This window comes from Dactylosporangium sp. NPDC005572 (assembly GCF_040605515.1).
In the GTDB taxonomy this organism is placed as follows: Bacteria; Actinomycetota; Actinomycetes; order Mycobacteriales; family Micromonosporaceae; genus Dactylosporangium.
This window is the reverse complement of the sequence record NZ_JBEXCY010000015.1, coordinates 23,477-44,301: the sequence shown is the minus strand read 5'-3', so window position 1 is coordinate 44,301 and position 20,825 is coordinate 23,477. Positions and strand designations below refer to the sequence as shown.

At 72.7% G+C, this 20,825-nt stretch carries 21 protein-coding genes; 7 read left to right on the top strand and 14 right to left on the bottom strand.

Annotated elements, in window-relative coordinates; genetic code table 11:
- Nucleotides 1–7: 7 nt before the first annotated feature.
- The 7 genes from ABZS66_RS10980 to ABZS66_RS10950 all read right to left on the bottom strand — a co-directional run bounded on the left by ABZS66_RS10980 (nucleotide 8) and on the right by ABZS66_RS10950 (nucleotide 6,483).
- Nucleotides 8–1,054, bottom strand: coding sequence for an SDR family oxidoreductase (locus ABZS66_RS10980; RefSeq protein ID WP_354756922.1), 1,047 nt, complete (start codon nucleotides 1,052–1,054; stop codon nucleotides 8–10).
- Between the two features lie 13 nt (nucleotides 1,055–1,067).
- Nucleotides 1,068–1,784 carry an ABC transporter ATP-binding protein gene (locus tag ABZS66_RS10975; protein ID WP_354756921.1) on the bottom strand — a complete coding sequence of 239 codons (717 nt, stop codon included), beginning with the start codon at nucleotides 1,782–1,784 and terminating at the stop codon, nucleotides 1,068–1,070.
- Entirely contained in the window at nucleotides 1,777–2,535 is a 759-nt protein-coding gene (locus ABZS66_RS10970; RefSeq protein ID WP_354756920.1) for an ATP-binding cassette domain-containing protein, read from the bottom strand. The genes ABZS66_RS10975 and ABZS66_RS10970 overlap by 8 nt, the downstream gene beginning before the upstream one ends.
- On the bottom strand, nucleotides 2,522–3,574 hold the full coding sequence (locus tag ABZS66_RS10965) for a branched-chain amino acid ABC transporter permease (protein ID WP_354756919.1): 1,053 nt from the start codon (nucleotides 3,572–3,574) through the stop codon (nucleotides 2,522–2,524). Before ABZS66_RS10965 ends, ABZS66_RS10970 begins: the two co-directional genes overlap by 14 nt.
- Nucleotides 3,571–4,443 (bottom strand): branched-chain amino acid ABC transporter permease, encoded by an 873-nt coding sequence (locus ABZS66_RS10960; protein WP_354756918.1) that lies wholly within the window; start codon nucleotides 4,441–4,443, stop codon nucleotides 3,571–3,573. Before ABZS66_RS10960 ends, ABZS66_RS10965 begins: the two co-directional genes overlap by 4 nt.
- Before the next feature lie 29 nt (nucleotides 4,444–4,472).
- Complete coding sequence (locus ABZS66_RS10955; RefSeq protein ID WP_354756917.1) at nucleotides 4,473–5,666, bottom strand: ABC transporter substrate-binding protein; 1,194 nt, start codon at nucleotides 5,664–5,666, stop codon at nucleotides 4,473–4,475.
- A 94-nt stretch (nucleotides 5,667–5,760) separates the two neighbouring features.
- Nucleotides 5,761–6,483 (bottom strand): helix-turn-helix domain-containing protein, encoded by a 723-nt coding sequence (locus tag ABZS66_RS10950; protein ID WP_354756916.1) that lies wholly within the window; start codon nucleotides 6,481–6,483, stop codon nucleotides 5,761–5,763.
- 88 nt (nucleotides 6,484–6,571) lie between these two features.
- On the opposite strand from ABZS66_RS10950, the gene ABZS66_RS10945 reads away from it, so the two are divergent.
- The 4 genes from ABZS66_RS10945 to ABZS66_RS10930 are packed head-to-tail and all read left to right on the top strand — an operon-like array spanning nucleotide 6,572 to nucleotide 9,248.
- Complete coding sequence (locus tag ABZS66_RS10945) at nucleotides 6,572–7,816, top strand: cytochrome P450 (RefSeq protein ID WP_354756915.1); 1,245 nt, start codon at nucleotides 6,572–6,574, stop codon at nucleotides 7,814–7,816.
- On the top strand, nucleotides 7,803–8,003 hold the full coding sequence (locus ABZS66_RS10940) for a ferredoxin (protein WP_354756914.1): 201 nt from the start codon (nucleotides 7,803–7,805) through the stop codon (nucleotides 8,001–8,003). The genes ABZS66_RS10945 and ABZS66_RS10940 overlap by 14 nt, the downstream gene beginning before the upstream one ends.
- Nucleotides 8,000–8,866, top strand: a complete 867-nt coding sequence (locus ABZS66_RS10935; protein ID WP_354756913.1) for an LLM class F420-dependent oxidoreductase — start codon at nucleotides 8,000–8,002, stop codon at nucleotides 8,864–8,866. Before ABZS66_RS10940 ends, ABZS66_RS10935 begins: the two co-directional genes overlap by 4 nt.
- Nucleotides 8,856–9,248, top strand: coding sequence for a nuclear transport factor 2 family protein (locus ABZS66_RS10930; RefSeq protein WP_354756912.1), 393 nt, complete (start codon nucleotides 8,856–8,858; stop codon nucleotides 9,246–9,248). The genes ABZS66_RS10935 and ABZS66_RS10930 overlap by 11 nt, the downstream gene beginning before the upstream one ends.
- Before the next feature lie 44 nt (nucleotides 9,249–9,292).
- Here ABZS66_RS10930 and ABZS66_RS10925 read toward each other — a convergent pair whose 3' ends face one another.
- Nucleotides 9,293–10,126 carry a helix-turn-helix domain-containing protein gene (locus tag ABZS66_RS10925; RefSeq protein WP_354756911.1) on the bottom strand — a complete coding sequence of 278 codons (834 nt, stop codon included), beginning with the start codon at nucleotides 10,124–10,126 and terminating at the stop codon, nucleotides 9,293–9,295.
- Between the two features lie 80 nt (nucleotides 10,127–10,206).
- On the opposite strand from ABZS66_RS10925, the gene ABZS66_RS10920 reads away from it, so the two are divergent.
- The 3 genes from ABZS66_RS10920 to ABZS66_RS10910 are packed head-to-tail and all read left to right on the top strand — an operon-like array spanning nucleotide 10,207 to nucleotide 12,343.
- Nucleotides 10,207–10,785 (top strand): carboxymuconolactone decarboxylase family protein, encoded by a 579-nt coding sequence (locus ABZS66_RS10920; protein WP_354756910.1) that lies wholly within the window; start codon nucleotides 10,207–10,209, stop codon nucleotides 10,783–10,785.
- The gene (locus ABZS66_RS10915; protein WP_354756909.1) at nucleotides 10,779–11,885 is read left to right on the top strand and encodes an alcohol dehydrogenase catalytic domain-containing protein; all 1,107 of its coding nucleotides are present in this window, start codon (nucleotides 10,779–10,781) and stop codon (nucleotides 11,883–11,885) included. Before ABZS66_RS10920 ends, ABZS66_RS10915 begins: the two co-directional genes overlap by 7 nt.
- Nucleotides 11,882–12,343, top strand: coding sequence for a nuclear transport factor 2 family protein (locus ABZS66_RS10910; RefSeq protein WP_354756908.1), 462 nt, complete (start codon nucleotides 11,882–11,884; stop codon nucleotides 12,341–12,343). The genes ABZS66_RS10915 and ABZS66_RS10910 overlap by 4 nt, the downstream gene beginning before the upstream one ends.
- Before the next feature lie 7 nt (nucleotides 12,344–12,350).
- On the opposite strand, the gene ABZS66_RS10905 is transcribed toward ABZS66_RS10910, so the two are convergent.
- From ABZS66_RS10905 to ABZS66_RS10880, 6 genes are all read right to left on the bottom strand, one after another.
- Nucleotides 12,351–12,824: a pyridoxamine 5'-phosphate oxidase family protein gene (locus ABZS66_RS10905; RefSeq protein WP_354756907.1), complete on the bottom strand. Its 474-nt coding sequence runs from the start codon at nucleotides 12,822–12,824 to the stop codon at nucleotides 12,351–12,353.
- Nucleotides 12,825–13,147: 323 nt separating this feature from the next.
- The gene (locus tag ABZS66_RS10900) at nucleotides 13,148–14,749 is read right to left on the bottom strand and encodes an AMP-binding protein (RefSeq protein WP_354756906.1); all 1,602 of its coding nucleotides are present in this window, start codon (nucleotides 14,747–14,749) and stop codon (nucleotides 13,148–13,150) included.
- The gene (locus tag ABZS66_RS10895; protein WP_354756905.1) at nucleotides 14,739–15,806 is read right to left on the bottom strand and encodes a hypothetical protein; all 1,068 of its coding nucleotides are present in this window, start codon (nucleotides 15,804–15,806) and stop codon (nucleotides 14,739–14,741) included. Before ABZS66_RS10895 ends, ABZS66_RS10900 begins: the two co-directional genes overlap by 11 nt.
- Nucleotides 15,803–16,873 carry an LLM class flavin-dependent oxidoreductase gene (locus ABZS66_RS10890; protein ID WP_354756904.1) on the bottom strand — a complete coding sequence of 357 codons (1,071 nt, stop codon included), beginning with the start codon at nucleotides 16,871–16,873 and terminating at the stop codon, nucleotides 15,803–15,805. The genes ABZS66_RS10895 and ABZS66_RS10890 overlap by 4 nt, the downstream gene beginning before the upstream one ends.
- A gap of 108 nt (nucleotides 16,874–16,981) precedes the next feature.
- A complete protein-coding gene (locus ABZS66_RS10885) occupies nucleotides 16,982–18,658 on the bottom strand; it encodes a hydantoinase B/oxoprolinase family protein (protein WP_354756903.1) in 1,677 nt (558 codons plus the stop codon).
- Entirely contained in the window at nucleotides 18,655–20,769 is a 2,115-nt protein-coding gene (locus tag ABZS66_RS10880; protein ID WP_354756902.1) for a hydantoinase/oxoprolinase family protein, read from the bottom strand. Before ABZS66_RS10880 ends, ABZS66_RS10885 begins: the two co-directional genes overlap by 4 nt.
- Between the last annotated feature and the right edge of the window lie 56 nt (nucleotides 20,770–20,825).

Here is a 20,825-nt window from a genome sequence, read left to right as displayed (position 1 = left end):
CTCCTTCCTATGCGTGTTCGCGCGTTCCGTTGCTGTTGTTCGACCTGTTGCTGTTGTTCGACCTGTTGCTGTTGTTCGACCAGTTGCGCATCGCGTGCAGCGGCCGGTGGGCGGTCGTGCCGGCGTCGACGACGATGGACTGGCCGGTGATGCAGCGGGACTCGGCGCCGGCCAGCCACGCCACGACCGCGGCGATGTCCTCGGGTCCGGCGGCGTAGGGCAGCAGCCGCTCGGCGGCGAACTCGTCGAGGTGGTGCTCGCTGAGCGCGGCGAGCGCGGTGCCGGTGAGGATGAGGCCCGGCGTGACGGCGTTGCAGCGGATGCCGTCGCGGCCGTACATGGTGGCCACGTAGCGGGTCAGGGCGAGCACCGCGGCCTTGGACGAGCCGTAGGCGGCGCGCACGTCGTCGCCGACGAGCGCCGAGACGGACGCGACGTTCACGATCGCGCCGCCGCCGCGGGCCCGCATCGCCGGCACGGCGTGCTTGCACGCGAGGAACGTGCCGCCGGCGTTGACGGCCATCGTCCGCTCCCACACGTCGAGGTCGAGGCCGACCAGGTCGCCGTCGCGGCGGTGCAGCTCGGGCTGGAGGGCGGCGGCGTTGTTGACGAGGATGTCGAGCCCGCCGAAGGCGTCGACGGCGGCGGCCACCATCGCGGCGACCGACGCCTCGTCGCTCACGTCGGCGGCGACCGCGATCGCGACCGCCGCGGGGATGTCGGCCGCGGTGGTGGCGGCGGCGATTCGGGTCACCGCCGTGCTGTCGGCCGCGGCATTGATGCCGGCCGCCACCGCAGCATTGCATTCGGCCGCCGTCGCGGCATTGATGTCGGACGCGGTCGCAGCATTGATTTCGGCCGCCGTCGCGGCGGCGCGGCGGCCGTCGATGTCCGCGATCACCACGCGAGCACCATCGCGGGCCAGCCGGGCCGCACAGGCTCGCCCCGCACCGCCGGCCGCCCCGGTGACGATCGCGACGCGGCCGCCGAACGGGCCGGCGACCGCCGCTGCCCCAGCGTCCATGACTGCCCCCGCGCCCGTGACCGCGGACATGTGGGCCGGCACCTCAGACACCGATGCCGGTCTTTCGCTGTCCGAGGTACGAGGCCAGCAGCGTGTCGCGGTCGTGCAGTTCCTCGACCGGGGCCTGCATGACGATCGTGCCGCCGTTGAGCACCGCGGCCCGCTGGCAGACGCGCACCGCGACGTGCACGTTCTGTTCGATGACGAGCAGCGCGACGCGCGAACGGACAGCGACCAGCGCTTCGGCGACAGCTTCGACCACGACCGGGGCCAGGCCCAGGGACGGCTCGTCGATGAGCATCATCCGGGGCGCGGCGACCAGGCCCCGGCCGATGGCGGTCATCTGCTGCTCGCCGCCGGAGAGCGCGAAGCCCAGCCGTCTGCGCAGCGGCACCAGGGCCGGGAACAGGTCGTACACGTCGTCGAGGCTGAACCCGCCGCCCCGGCCCTGCCGCGCGGTCATCCCGAGCTGCAGGTTCTCGTGCACGGTCAGGTCTACGAAGACCCGCCGGCCCTCGGGCACGTGGATCAGGCCGCGGCGGGCGACCTGCTCGGCGGCCAGGCCGGTGAGATCCTCGCCGTCGAACCGCAGCGCGCCGGTGGCCGTGGTCAGCCGGCTGATCGCCCGCAGCGTCGAGGTCTTGCCGGCGCCGTTCGGGCCGAGCAGGGCCACAGCCTCGCCGGCGCCGACGGTCAGCGACACCCCGCGCACCGCGTGGGTCGTGCCGTAGCGGACGTGCAGCTCTTCCACCTCAAGCATTGCCGGCCACCCCCAGGTAGGCGTTGATGACCTGCTGGTGCCGCCAGACCTCGTCGGGCGGTCCCTGCGCGATCACCTTGCCGAGCTCCAGCACGACCAGCCGGTCGCAGAGCGAGTCCAAGAAGTCGATCTTGTGGTCGACGACGACCACGGCGAGCCCCGTGTCGCGCGTCTCGCGCAGCAGCTGCGCGAGCTGCGCGGTTTCGGCGTCGTTGAGCCCGGCGCTCGGCTCGTCGAGCAGCAGTACCTTCGGCTCCGCGGCGAGCGCCCGCGCGAGTTCGAGCAGCCGGCGCTGTCCGTAGCTGAGCGTTTTCGACGACGTGGACGCGTACTCGGCCAGGCCGACCGTCGTCAGCGCGCGCAGCGCGGCGGCCTCGCGGCGGCGCTCCCGGCGGTGCATCGCCGGCCGGGCGAGCACCGCACCGACCAGCCCGACCAGGCGCCCGTCGGGGCTGGACAGCAGCACGTTCTCCAGGCAGGACAGCTCGTCGAAGATCTGCGGCGCCTGGAAGACCCGGGCGATGCCGGCCGCGCGGGTCGCGGCGGGGCGGCTCAGCCGGACCCGTCGCCCGTCGACGGTCAGCGCGCCACGGGCCGTCACGACCCCGCAGACCGCGTTGAGCAGCGTGGTCTTGCCGCTGCCGTTCGGGCCGACCAGGCCCAGCATCTCCTTCGCGCCGACCTCCAGGTCGACGCCCGCGACGGCGCGCACGCCGCCGAAGTCGACGGTGATCCGCTCAGCCCGCAGCATCGCCGGCCCCCTTCGACGAGACCCGTTGCAACAACCGCCGGACGCTCTCGGCGATCCCATTCGGCAGCGCCAGCACGACGGCCAGCAGCAGCACGCCGTACACGATGCTGCCGAAGCGCTCGATGTCGGACAGCAGCTTGGGCAGCGCGACGAACACCGCCGACCCGATCACCGGCCCCCACAGCGAGTCGGATCCGCCGAGCAGCAGGATGAGGAACAGCCCGATGGTGAGGTCGATGCCGAACGAGTCGGAGCCCATCACGCCCTGCCAGTGCCCGATCATCGCGCCGGACAGCCCGCCGAGCGCCGAACCGAGCATGAACAGCACGATGTGCACCCGGTTCGCGCGCACGCCGGCCAGGTGGGCGACGGTGAAGTTGTCCCGGGCCGAGATCGCCTCGCGGCGCATCGGCGAGCGCTCGATGAGCGCGCCGACCACCAGGCACGCCGCGAGCACGCCGAGGAACAGCCAGAACACCTCGGCGTCGCGGCGGAACACGTAGCCGAACAGCTCGGGCGCGCCGATGCCGACGGTCTGGCCGTTGGGGCCGGTGAAGCCGTCGGCCCGGGCGAACACGATGATGCCGACCTGGGTCACGGCGAACGTCGCGATGGCGAAGTAGAAGTGCTGCGCCTTGCGCACGAGCGTGCCGACGATGCCGGCCGCCACGGCGGTGGTCGCCATCGCCACGCCGATGCCGGCGATGAACGGATAGCCCTCCCTGGTGACCCACGCCGACAGGTAGCCGCCGAACGCCATCATGAACGTCTGGCAGAACGCGAACCGGCCGGCGAGGCCGAAGATCCAGTAGAAGCCGATGGCGGCGACGGAGTACATCATCCAGAGGTTGACCAGGAACTGGTTGGCCCTGGAGGTACCGCCGATGGCCGGGCCCGCCAGCGCCACCACGACCACGAAGGCCGCGATGGCGAGCAGGTGGCGGCGGCGGTCGTGCGGCTGCGGCCGCAGGAACCACAGCGGCGGCCGGGGCGCCGGCTGGACGGCCGGCGCCTCCGGGTCGATCTGCACGGTGCTCACAGCCGGCTCCTGGTGACGTTGACGAGACCCTGTGGGCGGAACACGATGACCAGGAACAGCACGATCGGCGCGAGCATCGTGGAGTACGACGGGAAGAGAAGCCCGCCGACCAGCTGCTCGATGAGTCCGATCGCGAGCGCTCCCAGCACGACGCCGGTGAGGCTGCCGAAGCCGCCGAGCACCGCCGCCGCGAAGGCCGTGATCATCAGGCCGAAGCCGAGGTTGAGGTCGACCGCGCCGAGCGGGGCGACCAGCAGCCCGGCCAGCCCGGCCAGCACCGACGAGATGACGAACGCCGCCATGCCGATCGCCTTCGTCCGCACGCCCTGGAGGCGGGCGGTGTCGGGGTCGGTCGCCAGGGCCCGGACCTGGCGACCGAACGACGTGCGTCCGAACAGCAGCAGCAGTGCCACCACCGCCACCGCCGCGACCGCGACGATGAGCAGCCGCTGGTGGGCGATGGTGGCGCCCGCGATCCGCAGCGCGCCGTCGCCGGCCGGGCTGGGCAGGGTCTTCGGGGTCGAGCCCTGCCACACGGCGATCAGGCCGCGGATCACGGTCGCCGCCGCGAGGGTCGCGATGACCACCACGATGAGCGGCTTCTTGCGCAGCGGCGCGAACGCGGTCCGCTCGATGAGCAGGCCGACGGCCGCCATCACCAGCAGCGCCAGCAGGTAGCCGGGCAGCACCGGCAGGCCCAGGTCGGTGGTGGCCCACACGCCCAGGTAGGCGCCGAGCGTGATGAGGTCGCCGTGGGCGAAGTTGACCACGCCGGTGGCGTTGTGCAGCACCAGGAAACCGAGCGCGGCGATCGCCAGAACAGCTCCGGAGGCGATTCCGCTCGCGGTCAGCGCGATGACGTTGTCCACTATGGCCTGCCTTCCCGCAGTACCGCTGGCTAGCTCGTGGCGGCCGGCAGCTCTTCGAAGGTGTACCGCTTGATTTCCTTGGACGAGCCGTCCGCCGCGTACTGCACGATGGCCATGTCGCGGTTCATCATGTGGGCGGCGTCGGCCTTGTAGCTGCCGGAGCAGATGACGTTGCCGGTCACGTTGATCTCGGTCATCGCCTTCTTGATGGCGGCGGGATCGGTACCGCCGGCCTTCTCGATGGCGGCTTTGGCGATCCAGACGGCGTCGTAGGAGCCGGCCGCCAGGCTGGTGGCCACCTCGTTGAACTTCGTCTTGTACTTCTCGCCGAAGGCCTTGACCTTGGCGTCGGTGGAGCTGGCCGGGTCGCAGGGGACGACCGCGTGCAGGTTCTTCAGCGGCTCGCCGGTGAGCAGCTTGTTGTTGACGGCGAGCGTCGCCGAGCTGCTGGAGAAGACCGGCACGTCGATGCCGTTCTGCAGGAACTGCTTCATCTCGATGGCGAGCGGGTTGGGGAAGGTGAAGCTGATGACCGCGTCGGCGCCCTTCATGGCCAGCACGTGCTGGGTCAGGTCGGTCGCGGTCGCGTCGTAGGTGCGGCTGGCGAAGGGCGTGAGGCCCTTCTGCTGCAGCAGGGCGGTCTGGCTCTTGATGTTCGTCGTGCCGTAGGCCTCGTTGGTGCCCATCAGGCCGACCTTGGTCGCCTTGAGGTCCTCGAGGACGTACCGCACGGCGGCCTGGTTCTTGAACTCGTCGTAGGGCTGCACGTACCAGGCCCACTCGCTGGCGCCCGCGCTGCCGAAGCGCAGCGCCGTGCTGGCGCTGGCGGTGGCGATGAGCGGGATGCCGCTGCGGTCGATCTGGCCCTTGGCGGAGATGAGGGCGGTGGCGGAGGGGAACCCGATGAGCATGTCGGGGTCCTTGTCGACCGCCTCCAGGAACTGGGAGGTGGCCTTCTGCGGGTTGAGCGGGTCGATCGCGACCCGGTCGAGCACCACCTTGCGGCCCATGATGCCGCCGGCGGCGTTGATGTCCTCGACCGCGAGCAGGGCCCCGTCGTGGTAGTCGTTGATGGCCTGGGAGCTCTCACCCTTGATCTCCCAGAGACCGACAAGTTTGATCGTTTGTTCGGTTCCCCCGCCTTCGTCACCCGAGTCGCCGCACGCGCCGGCGAGCAGGAGTGGAAGGCAGAGAATCGTGGCGAGCAATGGCCTTTTGCGCATTGGAATCACCTCGGCGGAGGGAAGATGAGCACCTCGCTCGCCAGCGAGGTGTGAGGCGTATCATCAACCAAGCGTTTGCTCGGTGTCAACGCGATCAGCCAGTTCTTCGCGTGATCCGGGCCAGCTCGACCAAACGTTCGCCCAAACGTTCCAGTGACGAACGGTCGCAGCGGTGCTGCGGGACGGCGATCACCACGACCGCCGCCGAGCCGTCCGGCGCCACCGGCAGATGCGTGGCGACCGCCCACAACGGGCTCGCCGGGTGGGTCTGCGTCGCGTAGCCGCGGCGCGCGTAGTCGGCCCGGCGGGGCAGCCAGGCCCGGGCCGGCTCCTCGCCGAGCAGCTCGGTCACCTCGGCGTCGCCCATCCCGGCCAGCAGGGCCTCCCCCGCCGCCGTCTCCAGGTCGATCGTCGTGCTGGTGCCGACGGGGAACGTGACCTTCAGCGGCTGGGTGCTCTCGACCGCGTCGACGACGAGCAGCCGGTCGCCGTCGCGGACCGACAGCAGCACCGTCTCGCCGCTCTCGGCGCTGAGCTGCCGCAGCAGCTGGTGGGCCTGCTCGCGGGCGGCCGCCTCGGCGGCGAACGCGCTGCCCACCGACAGCGCCCGGCCGGTGACCACCCAGCGCACGGCCGGCGGCTCGCCGAACGGGCGGATCCAGCCCTCCTCGCCCAGCGTGATCAGGGCGCGGTGCACCACGCTCTTGTGCAGCCCCATGTGCCGGGCCACCTCGCTCGCGCCGACCGGCTGGTGCCGCGAGACCAGTTCGAGGACGCGCAGCCCGGTCGCCAGCGACTGGACTCCCTTGACAGCCATGAAAACCGACGCCTACCGTTCCGGGCACAACAGAGAGACGGCGTCTCTCTAGGAGAGACAACTTAGCCCTCTTGAGGTGAGGTCGTCAATGACCGTGACCGCCGCCGCCACCGCCGAGGACTACGACGTCACGTCGGACTGGCATGTCAGCAACCCGTATCCCTTCCTGCGGCGCCTGCGACAGGCGCGCCCGCTCTACTACAGCGACAACCTCGGTGCCTGGGTGCTCACGCGCTACGACGACGTGCGCGCCGCCCTCGCCGACAACGAACGGTTCTCCTCCGACGGCATCCTCACCGCGGCCCACCGCCTCGAGGACGACGTGCGCGAGATGCTCGGCTCCCAGGAGGCGTTCCTGGGCCGGTTCGTCGCCAACGTCGACCCGCCGACGCACACCCGGCTGCGCGGGGCGGTCGCCCGGGCGTTCACGCCCCGCGCGGTCGCCAAGCTCGGCGACCGGTACCGCGAGCTGATGCACGAGTCGGTCGACCTGGTCGTCGCCGACGGCCGCGCCGACCTCGTCGCCCACTTCGCGACGTTCGCACCGGCCCGGCTCATGGGCATCTTCATCGGCCTGCCCCGCGAGGACGAGCCACAGGTGCACGCCTGGGTGCACTCCTGGTTCCAGCTGTTCCTGGCCCGGCACGACCCGGCGATCTCCCGGTCGCTCGCGCAGAGCTTCCTGGAGTACCTCGCCTACGTCGACCGGCTGATCACCGCCCGCATCGCCGAGCCGCGCGACGACTTCGCCAGCATGATGGGCCGGCTCGTCGACGGCACCCCGCAGGGCCTGGACCGCCTCGACGTGGTCGAACAGATCAGCGCCCTGCTGCTCGGCGGCAACGACACCGTGCCCAACGGCGTCGGCAGCTCGATCTACCGGCTGCTCGACGGCGGCCACTGGCCGGAGGTCGCCGCCGACGCGCGGCGCGTCCCCGGCGCCGTCGAGGAGGCGCTGCGCTACGACGGCGCGGCGACCGGTATCTTCCGCCGCGCGGCCCGCGACATCGAGCTGCACGGCGCGACGATCCCGGCCGGCGCGTTCGTCTTCGTCAGCCAGGACTCCGCCGGCCACGACGAGACGGTGTTCGACGAGCCGGAGACCTTCGACCCGTCGCGCGCGAACGCCGGGCAGCACATGGCGTTCGGCCACGGCATCCACCACTGCGTCGGCGCCGCCCTCACCCGGCTGGAGATGAGCATCTCGATCGAGGTGCTGTCCAGCCGGCTGCCGAGCCTGCGCATCGCGCCGGACCAGGAGGTCCGCCATCGCCGCAGCGTCACCGGCCGCGGCCTGGAGCGGTTGATGGTGGAGTGGGATGAGCGGGATTGAGGTGGACCGGGCCCGGTGCGACCTCTACGGCACATGTGCCGAGACCGCCCCCGACCTGTTCCGCCTCGACGACACCGACGACGAGCTGGTCATTCTTGCTCCAGTGGTACCGCCGGAGCTGCTCGACGCCGCCCGGCGCGCGATCGACGCGTGCCCGAAGGCCGCACTGAAGCTGGTGCCCGCATGAAGTTCGCCGTCGCCCCGCCGTACGACCGAGGCGCCCCGGCCGATCCGCGGTTCATGACCGAGCTGGCCGAGACCGCGGACCGGCTCGGCTTCGAGTCGCTGTACCTCTCCGAGCACATCGTCGTCGTGTCCGACTACGAACGGCTGCACCACTACACGCCGGACGGTGACATCGGGCTGCCCGACGACACCCCGTTCCCCGACCCGCTCGCCGTGCTCGGCCACGTCGCGGCCCGCACCGAGCGGCTCCGGCTGGCCACCAGCGTGCTCATCCTGCCGGAGCACCATCCGGTGCAGCTGGCCAAGCGGCTCGCCACGATGGACGTACTGTCGGGCGGCCGCCTGCGGATCGGCGTGGGCGTCGGCTGGATGCGCGAGGAGATGGCGGCGCTCGGCGTCGACTACTCCTCGCGCGGCCGGCGCACCGACGAGGCGATCCGCGTGCTGCGCACGCTGTGGAGCACCGACCCGAGCGACTTCGCCGGCGAGTTCTTCGCGTTCCGCGGCGCGCGCTGCTTCCCCAAGCCGCTCCAGCCCGGCGGGGTGCCGATCCACGTCGGCGGGCACAGCGAGGCCGCGGCCCGGCGCGCCGGACGGCTCGGCGACGGGTTCCACCCGCTCGGCGTCGACCTCTCCGTGTTGCCGGAGCTCACCGGGGTGGTACGCCGGCACGCTACGTTGGCTGGGCGGGACCCGGATGCGATCGAGGTGACGTTGACCGTGTCACTGACGGCGACCGACCCGTCGTTCGTCCGGCGCGCCACGGCTGCCGGTGTCGACCGCCTGGTGCTGTCGTGCCGCTCCCTGGGGCTGCCGGAGATCCGGGCCGAGATGGAGAGGATCGCGACCGAGCATGGACTCTGACGCGGTGCGCCGCCTGGCGCTGGAGTACGCCCGCGGCTGCGACCGCCGGGACGCGGACGGCGTCGCCGCCCTGTTCACCCTGGACGGGCGGCTGGCCCGCGAGCCCGACCTGGACGTGCGTGGCCGGGCCGCGATCGCCGAACGGATCGCGGCCCTGTCCCGATATCGCGTGACCACCCATTTCGTCGGCAACCACCTCGTCGACGGCGACCGGGGCGAGGTCTACTGCATGGCCCACCACCTCTACGACGACCGCGTCTTCGTCATGTCGATCCGCTACCAGGACCGGTACGCCGAGACCGACGAGGGCTGGCGGTTCGCCGAGCGCGTGCTGATCGTCGACTGGACCGAGGACCGCCCGCTCGGCCAGCCCCCCGCATAGGCGGTCCGGACGTCTCGGCCCAGCGCCCGCCGCAGTCGTGCAGGTCAGCCTCCCGCATAGGCGGTCCGGACCGCATCGGCCAGGACCGCACCGAGGCGGCGCAGCTCCGGCTCGCCGCCCCGGCTCTGTGGCACGCCGATGACGACCGCGGCCGGGAGGGCTCCGGCCTCGCGGGGCAGGGCGACCGCGGCGGCCCACAGCGGGACCTCGCCGGCCATCTGCACGGCGAAGCCGTCCCGGTGCGCCTTCGCCAGCCGCGCGCGGACCTCGGCCGACATCCCCACGCCACCGTCGTCGCCCCCGGCCCCATCGCCGTGCCTCGCCGCGCTCCTGTGCCCGGCTGCGCCCTCTTGCCCAGCCACCTCACCATGCTCGGTCGCGCCGTCGTGCCCAGCCCCGTCGGCTCCGTGGCCGGTCGCGGCGGTCGGGTCCTGGGACAGGATTGCCACGCCGCCTGCCGTGTCCGGGCCGAACGGGCCCGTGTAGCCGATCGGGAACGTCACCCGCAGCACGTGCGTGCTCGCGATCTCGTCCACCACGATCAGGCTGCCGCCGTCGGCCACGGCGAGCCACACCGTCTCCCCCGTCGCCGCGTGGACCTCGCGCAGCACCCGCCGGGCGCGGGCCCGCAGGTCCTCCCCCGCCGCGAACCGCCCGCCGACCGCGAGGGCCCGGCCGGTCAGCGTCCAGCCGCCCTGCCCCACGGCGTCGGGCCGGATCCAGCCGTCCGCGTGCAGCGTGGCCACGATGCGCTGCACCGCGCTCTTGTCCAGGTCGAGCTCGCGCGCGAGCGCGCCCAGGCTGGCCGGCTGGTGCAGCGACACCTGCTCCAGCACCGCCAGGGCACGGCTGACCACGTCGATCGTCTTGACAGCCACGATCGGCCCTCTCTACCGTCGTCGTATCGGTTCTTCGATACCCTATATCACTGAGTGATACCCCTGGAAGGACCCCCGCCATGGCCCGAATCCGGCCCGCGGCCGGCCACGCCGTCATCGACCCGGCCACCGCGACCCAGCGCGAGCAGATCGAGCAGGTCCACGCCTCGATCCTCGCCCACCGCCCCAAGATCGCCGCTGCCGTCAACGACGCCTACCGTCAGGCGCTCGCCGACGAGGGCACCCTCCCGCCCCGGCTCGTCGAGCTCATCCGCATCCGGCTCGCGTTCCACAACCAGTGCCGCAGCTGCATGGCCGTGCGGTACCAGTCGGGCATCGACGCCGGCGTCGACGAGGACCTCGTCTGCTCGCTCGCCAGGCCGGCCGAGGCGCCCGACCTGACCCCGGCCGAGCGGGCCGCGCTGCGCTTCGCCGACCTGCTCGCCACCGACCACCTGCGCATCGACGAGCGCGTCTACGACGAGCTGCGGCAGCACTTCGACGAGGGCGAGATCGTCGAGCTCGGCCTGCGCTGCGCCCGCACGATCGGCTTCGGCCGGCTCAACGCCACCTGGATGAACGTCGAGCACCTGCCGGAGCGGTTCAAGGACACCCAGGGCATCCTGACGCCCTGGGGCGGCGAGGCCATCGCGTGGTGAAGCCAAGGGCGCTGGTCCTGACCGACTACGGCCGCCTGGAGCGTCAGGAGTTCCGGGAGCCGGAGATCGGCGACGACGACGCACTGCTGCGCGTCGAGGCCTGCGGCATGTGCGGCAGCGACCACGAGGTCTTCACCGGCCGCATGCGCTGGCCGCTGGGCTTCGTCCCGGGCCACGAGACGGTCGGCGTCATCGAGCGGATCGGCCCGGCCGCGTCCTCCCGCTGGGGCGTGCGGGAGGGCGACCGGGTGGCGGTGAGCAACCGCCGCGCCTGCCGCACCTGCGCCCGCTGCGCGGCGGGCGACCTCGCCAACTGCGTCCACTTCGGCCCGATGACCTCATACGGGATGGTGCCGACGTCGGTACCGCCGAGCCTGTGGGGCGGCTACGCCACCCACCACTACCTGGCTCCCGAGTCCGTCGTCCACCGCGTGCCGGCGTCGCTGGACCCGGTGTCGGCAACGCTGTTCAACCCGCTCGCCGGTGCGGTGACCTGGGCCGTCGAGGTGCCGGCCCTGCGGGAGGGCGAGGTGGTGGCGATCCTCGGCCCGGGCATCCGCGGCATCTGCGCGGCTGCCGCGGCGAAGGCGGCCGGCGCCGCGTTCGTGCTGGTGACCGGTGCCGGCCCGCACGACGCCGACCGCCTGGCGACGGCCCGTGCCCTGGGCGCCGACCTGACCGTCGACGTGACCCGCGAGGATCCGGTCGCCGCGCTGCGGTCGGCGGCGGGCCGCCTCGCCGACGTGGTCGTCGACATCACCGCCCACGCCCCGGCGGCCTTCGGCCAGGCCATGGAGCTGGCCGCGCTCCGCGCCCGGGTGGTCTACGCCGGCAGCCGCGGTGACGGGGTGACCGCGGTGTGCCGCCCGGACCTCATCACCACCCGCGAGCTGCGCCTGACCGGCGTCCGCGGCGTCTCGACGTCCGCCCCGGCGGAGGCCCTGCGCCTGCTGGGCGAGCACCGCTTCCCGTACGAGCAGATCGCCCGCACGGTGGCCGGCTTCGACACGGTCCCCGACCTCCTGCTGACCATGTCGGGCGACACCGGCCGCCGCCCGCCCCTGCATGCCGTCTTCTCCCCGCTGGAGGGCCTGTCGTGACCGACGCTCATGAGATCGAGCAGCTCCTGTACCGCTACGCGATCGCCATCGACACCCGGAACTGGGAACTGCTCGACTCCTGCTTCACGCCGGACGCGAGCATCGTGATGAGCGTCGCGGGCCGCTACCCGTCTCCCGCCCACTACCGCGACCGGGCCAAGGTGGTGCTGGCCGGGCTGGACGCGACGCACCACGTCTTCAGCTCGGTCACGGTCCAGGTGGACGGCGACCGCGCGACCGCACACAGCTACTACCAGGCCCAGCACTGCCGCAACGCCCTGGCTCCGCGCTCGCTGTTCCTGATCGGCGGCTGGGTCGACGACGAGCTGACCCGGGTGGACGGCCGCTGGCTGATCAGCGCGAGGCGGGGCAGCGCCGTCTGGTTCGACGGCAACCCCGCCGTGCTCGACATGGACGTGCAGCCGGGCGCCAATCCGGCGGTCGCGAGCCGCCCGTGATCCGGGGTCAGCGGGCCTCGACCGGCTGCCGCGGGTCGGCACGGAAGTGCTCTTCGTCGTACAGCGTCCACGACGTCACCGTCACCTCGTAGACCCGATGGTGCGCCGCGCCGCTGGCGAGGCGTTCCGGATCGATCGCCCGCGCGGTCGTCGGCCACCGCCCGGCGTACACGGCGACCGCCTCGTCGATGCCCACGGTCGGCAGTTCGGCGGCCGTGCCGGCGAACGTGACGCCGCGAACGGGGTGACTGGGATCGACGAGCTCGATCGACAGGACGGACCCGGCGACGCGGGGGCGGGCCCGGATGTTCTCGCTGTGGACCCGGGTCGGCCGCGAGATGAAGTACAGCCGGTCGGGCCCGAAGGCACTCGCGAACCACAGGTTGTTCACGTACGGGGCACCGTCCGCGTCGAGCGTGGACAGCTGCATCACCTTGGCCTCGCGAACGTAAGCGATCAGCAGCTCGCGGACGTCAGCCATGGAGCCTCCTCAGTACCGGAGCCATAGCCTAACGGTGTGTAGCCGAGCGTGTATAGATCAATCAGCGGGGCGCGCGATCCGCGTCAGCACGAAGACCTGTGGGCCTTGAACGCCATGATCGCGAAGAGTTGTGGTCGCCCAGGGTGCCAGAACCCTTCGCGATCATGGCGGAACCCGGGCTGGCGCAGGCCTGAGGATCACCGGCGGTGCAACAGGTCTTCGTGATCACGAGGTGGTCGATGCGGCTCGGCGCGGCGCCGGCAGCGGGCGGGCTGCCGGCGCTCCCCATCGGCTCCGTGCGCTGCCGGCGCGGGGTGCCGCCGTCAGGCTCGGGTCAGGGCGAGGCGGCGCAGTGCGGACTTGTCGACCTTGCCGTTCGCGGTCAGCGGGAGCGACTCGACGACGTGGACGTGGCGGGGGACCTTGTAGTTCGACATCTTCTCGCGGGACCACGCGATCAGCTGGGCCGGCGTCAGCTCCGCGCCCGGCAGCGGGACCACGAAGGCGCAGCCCGCCTCGCCCGACGAGGGGTCCGGCACGCCGACCACCGCGGCCGCCGCGATGCCCGGGTGGCGGCCGAGCAGGTTCTCGATCTCCGCGGGGTAGGCGTTGAAGCCGCCCACGATGAACATCTCCTTCTTGCGGTCCACGATGCGCAGGTTGCCGGCGGCGTCCAGGACGCCGATGTCGCCCGTGTGGAGCCAGCCGTCCGGGTCGACGGCCTCCCGGGTCAGCGCCTCGGCCGCCCAGTAGCCGACCATCACGCCGTAGCCGCGGACCAGCACCTCGCCCGGGGTGCCGGCCGGCACCGCCGCACCGGTGTCGTCGACCACCGCGATCTCCTGGCCCGGCACCGCGCGACCGGCCGTCGAGGCCACCACCTCGTCCGGGTCGTCGGGGCGGGTCATCGAGACGACCGAGCCCTCGATCAGGCCGTAGGCGTTGACGATGCGCTCGATGCCCAGCACCGAGCGCATGCGGTGGATCAGCTCGGTCGGCACGGCCGCGGCGCCGACCACCGCCGAGCGGAGGCTCGTGATGTCGCGGTCCGGGAGGTCCGGGCGGGAGAGCAGCCGGTCGAACAGCGCCGGCGGGCCGGCCAGCAGCGTCAGGCGTTCGCGTTCGACCAGCTCCAGCGCGGTGTCGGGGTCGAACACGGCGATCGGGTGCATCTCGGCGCCGCGGATGATGCAGGCCAGCAGGCCGGCGTTGATGCCGAAGCCGTGCGCAAACGGGCTGACGACCGGGTAGCGGTCGCCCTCGCGCAGGCCGACGAGCTCGCTCCAGTCCCAGTAGGCGCGCATGATCTGCGGGCCGGCCAGCACGACGCCCTTGGGCTCGCCCGTGGTGCCGGAGGTGGCGAGGATCTCGATCGGGTCCTCCGGGCCGACCTCCAGCGCCCGGCGCCGCACCTCTTCGATGGGAACGGAGTCCTCGGACGGGCCGGCCAGGCCGGTGGAGGTCAGCAGCAGGACGTCGCGCAGTGATGGCAGCCGCTCGAAGGGGCCGTCGGCAGTGGCCGGGCCGTACTCGGCCGTCAGCAGGCCGACGTAGTCGACGCCGAGGAAGCCGTCGGCGGCAACCAGCAGCCGGGTCCCCGTGCGGTCAAGCAGTTGGCCGGCCTCGATCGCCTTGGCTCGAGTCGAGACCGGCACGATCACGGCGCCGGTGTGCCAGATGCCCAGGGCGGCCACGGCCCAGCGCCAGGTGTTCGGGGCCCACACCGCCACCCGGTCGCCGCGCGAGACGCCCAGGCCGATGAGCGCGGCTGCGAAGGCCTCCGCCGAAGCCAGCAGCTCGGCGGTGGTCAGGCGGACGTCGCCGTCGACGACGGCCACCGCCGACGGTGCCTGCGCGGCGCGATCCAGCAGCATGCGCGGCAGCGTCGGCCAGTCGGGCATCGGCGGGAGCTCGTCAGCGGCCATGGCGGTCCGAGCCGAGGTGGTGGCCGCGACGGTCGTCGATCACCGGCGGCGCGCTGGTCTCTGACACTTCGGGCAACACCTCGACCTGGATCTTCACCGGTGTCACGGCCGCGACGGCCTGGCGGACGCGCCCGTGCCACATGGGGTTCTTCAGCAGCGACGGCCGCGCGAACGCGACCTTCAGGGTAGCGACGTCGAGCGTACCGTCCCGGCGGATCTCCAGCGTCCACTGCGCGATGCCGTCGATCTTCGCCAGCACCGCCCGCAGCCTGGGCAGCGACAGCCACCGGCCGCGGATGAGGACGTGGTCGCCGACGGTGTGGGTGGGCGCGGGGATGCCGGCGGGGTCACCGATGAGGTCGACGACCTCGCCGGTGCGGATCGTGGCCCCGCCCAGCGTCGAGTGCCACACCGGCGTCAGCACGAGTTCGGCGGACTTGCCGGGCGCTGCCTGCAGTACCGTGTCCGCGGAGATCGAGGCGAGGGCCAGGACGTCGTCGCGGACCGGGTGCAACGCGTCCTGCGGGTCCGACGCGTCGCGCCAGGCGAGGGCCGCGCCGAAGACCGGGTCGACATAGACGCCGATCACGCGGGCGCCGAACTCGGCGGCGAGGTGGCGGCAGGTGCGCTGGTCGGTGATCTCGCCGACCAGGACCAGCGTCCGCAGCCCCAGGTCGAGGGGGTCGACCAGAAACTCCATGTGCAGCCGGGCCAGCAGGTCGGCCGCGCCGGTCGGGGTGATGACGAGCGCGGTGGCGCCGACCGCCTCCAGGGCGCCCAGCAGGCGCATCCGCCCGCGCGGGCCGACGGACGCGGTCGCGCCGGCGAGCCCGGTCAACGCCTGGGTCAGCAGCGCGCCGGCGAGGTCGCCCTCGCTGTTGAGCGCGACGACGACCCGGTCCTCGGCGGTGATGCCGGCCGCGGCGAACGTCTCCCGGCTCAGCTCGACGGTGGCGGCGAGGTCCGCGGGTGACAGCGGCACGGCGACGTCGGCGGCCGGCGAGAGGCGCAGGAAACCGGTCCCGGCGGGCACGGTGTCCCGAGACAGCCAGGTCACAGCTCCGCCACCTCCTTCGCGAAGAGCGAGATGGACGACAGCACGTGCTCGTTGGCGAGGCCGCCGACCTGGAACTGCAGGATGAGGTCGGTGATGCCGGCCGCCTCGAGGCGCTCGAGGGCCTTGCGGGAGCCGGCCACGTCGTCCAGCACGATCATGTGGTGCTCGCGGAGGGTCTCGATCGCCTCCTCGGGCGCCTGGCCGGCCGCGAGCTGACCGAGCACGCGGTAGGTCGCGTGCCGCGCGTCCATGTAGTCGGACGGGGTCACGAGGTTCACCTGGCGGCGGATGTACCACAGCACGGCGTCCGCCGCGTTGGCGTACGCCTGCTCGCGCGTCGGCGCGACGTGCCACGGGATCATCAGCGCGATCCGCCGCGTCGCCGGGTCGTGGCCGTGCTTGGCCAGCTCCGCCTTGTACGCGGCGATGTCCTCGGCGACCGCGTCGAGGCCCTTGAGCATCGTCATGCCGAGCAGGTGGTAGCCGCCCTGCGCCGCCGAGAGGTACCCCTCCAGGCTCGTCGAGGCGACCCAGATGGGCGGGTGCGGCTTCTGCACCGGCCGCGGGTACACGCCGACGTCGGGCACCAGCCAGTGCTCGCTCTCGGCGTGGACGGGCTCGCCGTCGGCCTCGAAGATCCGCGTGACCATGTCGAGGTTGGTCTCCCACAGCTGCCGCGACTGCTCGAACGGCATGCCGAACGCCTGGTACTCCAGCGGCGAGGCGCCCCGCCCGGTGCCGAACTCGACCCGGCCGCGGCTGAGGATGTCGAGCGTCGCGACGCGCTCGGCGGTGCGGATCGGGTGGGAGAACGGCAGCAGCACCACGCCGAGCCCGAGCCGCAGCCGCTCGGTCCGCTGGGACAGCGCCGACAGCACCAGGTCGGGAGCGGCGGAGTGGGAGAAGCCCCGGGTGAAGTGGTGCTCGACCATCCAGAGGGCCTCGTACCCGAGGCCGTCGGCGAGGACACCCTGTTCAAGGAGATTCTCGAAGGCCTGCTGCTCCACTTCGCTGGTGCGCCCCCGGACCTCGAGCTCGTAGCCCAGACCCACGCGCAGGGATGTCATCGCCGCCTCCTGGTGTTGCTCGTTGCGATTATGAACAAGCGTTTGGTTGGTACGGTAACAGTGGTGCGTGTGGCTGCCAATATCCCCGTAGGGCACTTGGTCGTTTGTTCAAGAAGTCAACGGCAGACGGACGCCGTAGGCCGCCTCGGCCGCCTCGGCCGTGACGCGGCCGTCCTCCACGTCCCGAGCCACCGCGGCCACGTCGCGCGCCCGCGGGTCGCCCAGGCCGCCGCCGCCCGTGGTCTCGACGATGAACGCCTCGCCCGCGCGGAACACGACGTTGTTGTTCTTCGCCGGCAGGCGCTCCAGCCGGCCGTCCTGCGTGCGGCGGTAGAAGCCGCCCAGCCGGCCGGGGCCGCCGCCGGAGCGGCCCGGTGGCGCCGCGCTCAGCCGGTCGCCCCGGGTCGTGATGTCGGCGTCGGCCAGCAGGCGGAACGTGGTGCGGGTGCCGAGCCCGCCCCGCCAGCGGCCGGGGCCGCCCGAGTCGGGGATGAACTCGACCTGCTCGACGATGAGCGGGCAGCGGATCTCCACCGGCTCGGCCTGCGGGATCGAGTTGCGGCCGACGCCGAAGTGCACGCCCGTGGCGTCGGGGCCGTCGCCGCCGGTCCGGGCGCCGACCCCGCCGAAGTCGTAGGCGAGGTGGATCCAGTACGGCGCGGAGCGCGACGCGATCGAGAACGGCTGGAGGATGCCCGAGGCCGCGATCGCCCGCTCCGGGGTCGCCTCCGACAGGGCCTGCAGGATCGCCTCGATGGCCGCGTACACGGGCAGGAAGCGGCCGCCGCACGGGTACGGTGACTGCGCGTTGAGCAGCGAGCCCGGCGGGAAGTGCAGGGTGAACGGCCGCAGGCCGCCGGCGTTCATCGGCAGCGTCGGGTCGACGAAGCAGCGCAGCGCGAACACCGCACCGGCCAGCGACTGCGACAGGCTGGAGTTGACGGCCGCCGGGACCTGGCGGTCGGTACCGGTGAAGTCCACGCCGACGCCGTCGGTGCCGACGGTCACGGCCACCCGGACGACGAGCGGGGGCGCGTCGAGGTGGATGCCGTCGTCGTCGATGGCGTACTCGGCGCGGTAGGTGCCCGGCCGCAGCGACTGCAGGGCGAGCCGCGTGCGGGCCTCGGTGTAGTCGAGGTAGTCGTCGATGCGCTGCCGCAGCGCGCCGGCGCCGTACTGGGCGACCAGCTCGTCGACCCGCCGGGCGGCCGCGTTGGCGCCGGCGATGAGCGCGCGGACGTCACCGACGACCGAGTCGGGCGTGCGGCTGTTGAGCCGCAGCAGGCGCTCGATCGTCGGGTCCAGGCCCGCCGCCGTGGCGATGCGCACCGGCGGCAGCTGCAGGCCCTCGGCGAAGATGTCGGTCGCGAGCGCCGCCATCCCGCCGGCCGACGTGCCGCCCAGATCGGAGACGTGGATGAGGGTGCCGGCGAAGTACTCGACGGCGGCGCCGACGAAGATCGGCCGGAACACCAGGATGTCGTTGGTGTGGATGCCGCCGCGGTACGCGTCGTTGAGGGCGAACACGTCCCCCGGGCGCATGTCGGCGAGCGGGAAGTCGGCCAGCACCGAGGGCAGCGCCACGGACAGCGCCATGCTGTTCATGAGCGTCGTCGCCACCGACTGCGAGATTAGCCGGCCGTCGCGGTCGAGGATCGCGGCCGAGGCGTCGGAGCCCTCCACGATGAACGTCGAGTACGCCGAGCGGATCACCACGATGCTGGCCTCCTCGGCGGCCACCAGCAGCGCGTTGCGCAGGACGTCGGCGGTGAGGTCGTCGGTCACGACCGGTCCTCCAGTCTGATTTGGTCGGGGCCGGTCGGCTCTGGACCCGGTCCGAGACACGTCAGGACGATGGTGTCCGTGGCGTCCACCAGCAGCGACCAGCCCGGCGGGACCACCACGGTCGACTCGGCGTCCTCGACGACGAGCGGGCCGGGCACCGGCGGCCGGCCGCGGCGGGTCGCGCGCCGGTAGATCGGGGTGTCGACGAAGGCGCCGTCGAACCAGGCCGGCCGGGACCCTTCGGGCGCCCCGTCACCCTCGGCGGCGACCGGGGCCGCGTCGAAGGCCGGCACCCGGTGGACGACCCGCACCCGGTAGCTGACCAGCTCCACCGGGTCGCGCGGGGCGATGCCGTACGCCTGCAGGTACTGCGCGTAGAAGCGCTCGACGACCTCGTCCAGCACCGCTTCGGTCAGGTCGCCGTCCGGCAGCGGGATCGTGAGGTCGTGCGCCTGGCCGCGGTAGCGGACGTCGACCGAGCGCAGCACCTCCGCGTCCGCGAGGCCCAGGTCGTCGAGCGCGGCGGTGGTGAGGTCGAGATAGACGCCGGCGAGTTCCTCGACATCGACATCCGTCATGAGCCGGGTCGCCACCCGGTCGGTCGACAGGTCGGTGACGAGGAGGCCGGCCGCGGAGCCGACCCCGCAGGCGGGCGGCACCACGATCGTGGCGATGCCGAACCGCTCGGCGACCCGGGCCGCGTGCATCGGGCCGGCGCCGCCGAACGCGACGAGCGCGTAGCCGCGCGGGTCGATGCCCCGCTGCACGGTGACGACGTGCACGGCGGAGGCCATGACGGCGTTGGCGATGTCGTGGACGGCGGCGGCGGCCACCGCCGGGGTCACGCCGAGCGGCTCGGCCAGCCGGCTGCGGACAGCCGTCGCGGCACGCTCGGACGAGAGCCGCATCGTGCCGCCGGCGAACGTGGCCGGGTCGAGGTACCCGAGCAGCAGGTTGGCGTCGGTGACGGTCGGCTCGGCGCCGCCGAGCGCGTAGCAGGCCGGGCCGGGCTGGGAGCCGGCCGAGCGCGGGCCGACCCGCAGCGCGCCGCCGTCGTCGACCCAGGCGATGCTGCCGCCGCCGGCGCCGACCTCGGCGAGGTCGATCGCGGCGACCTTGATGGGCACGCCGGTGCCGGCCCGGCGGCCGCCGTAGCTGCCCTTGCCGCCGACGTGGAACTCGCGGGTGACGTCGGGGACGCCGCCGCGGATCGCGCACGCCTTGGCGGTGGTGCCGCCCATGTCGAACGAGATGACGTCGGCGCGGCCGAGCCGGGCCCCGGTTGCCTGGGCCGCGATCACGCCGGCCGCCGGGCCGGACTCGATGGTCGCCACCGCGCGGCGCCCGGCGAGCTCGGCCGACATGACGCCGCCGCTCGACTCCATCACCTGCACCCGGGCATGGATGCCGATCGACTGCAGGCGTTGTTCGAGCGCGCCGAGGTACCGCACCATCACCGGCCCGACGTAGGCGGACATCAGCGTGGTGGTGGCCCGCTCGTACTCGCGCAGCTCGGGGAAGATCTCCGCCGACACGACGACGGTGACCCCCTCGGGCAGCTCCTCCGCGAGGATCGCGGCGAACCGGCGCTCGTGCGCCGGGTTCGCGTAGGAGTGCAGCAGCGACACGGCGACCGCGTCGACCCGCAGCGCGGCGATGCGCCGGGCGACGTCGCGCGCCTGCGCCTCGTCGAGCGGGACGAGCACCGCGCCGCGCGCGTCGACGCGTTCGGTCACCTCGAAGCAGCGCGACCGGGGTACCGGCGGCGGAGGCGGCTCGAAGAGGAGGTCGAAGCGGTCCTCCTCGACCCGCGCGTAGCGCCCGAGCGTCAGCAGGTCGCGGAATCCGCGGGTGGTGACGAACGCGACGTCGGCACCGGTGCGTTCAAGAATGGCGTTGGTCGCCAAGGTGGTCGCGTGGACGAACCGGCCGACGTCGGCCGGGTCCGTTCCCGACGCGTCCAGGACCCCTCGGACACCCGCGAGAATCCCGCGGGTCGGGTCGTCCGGCGTGCTCAGCGTCTTGACGACGGTCATGGTTCCGTCCGGCCCGGCCAGCACGACGTCGGTGAACGTCCCGCCGACATCGGCCGCGATGACATGTCGACCCATGGCCAGCCACGGTAATAACCAAGCAAGCGCTTGTCTACGTGATGTCTTGTGCAACC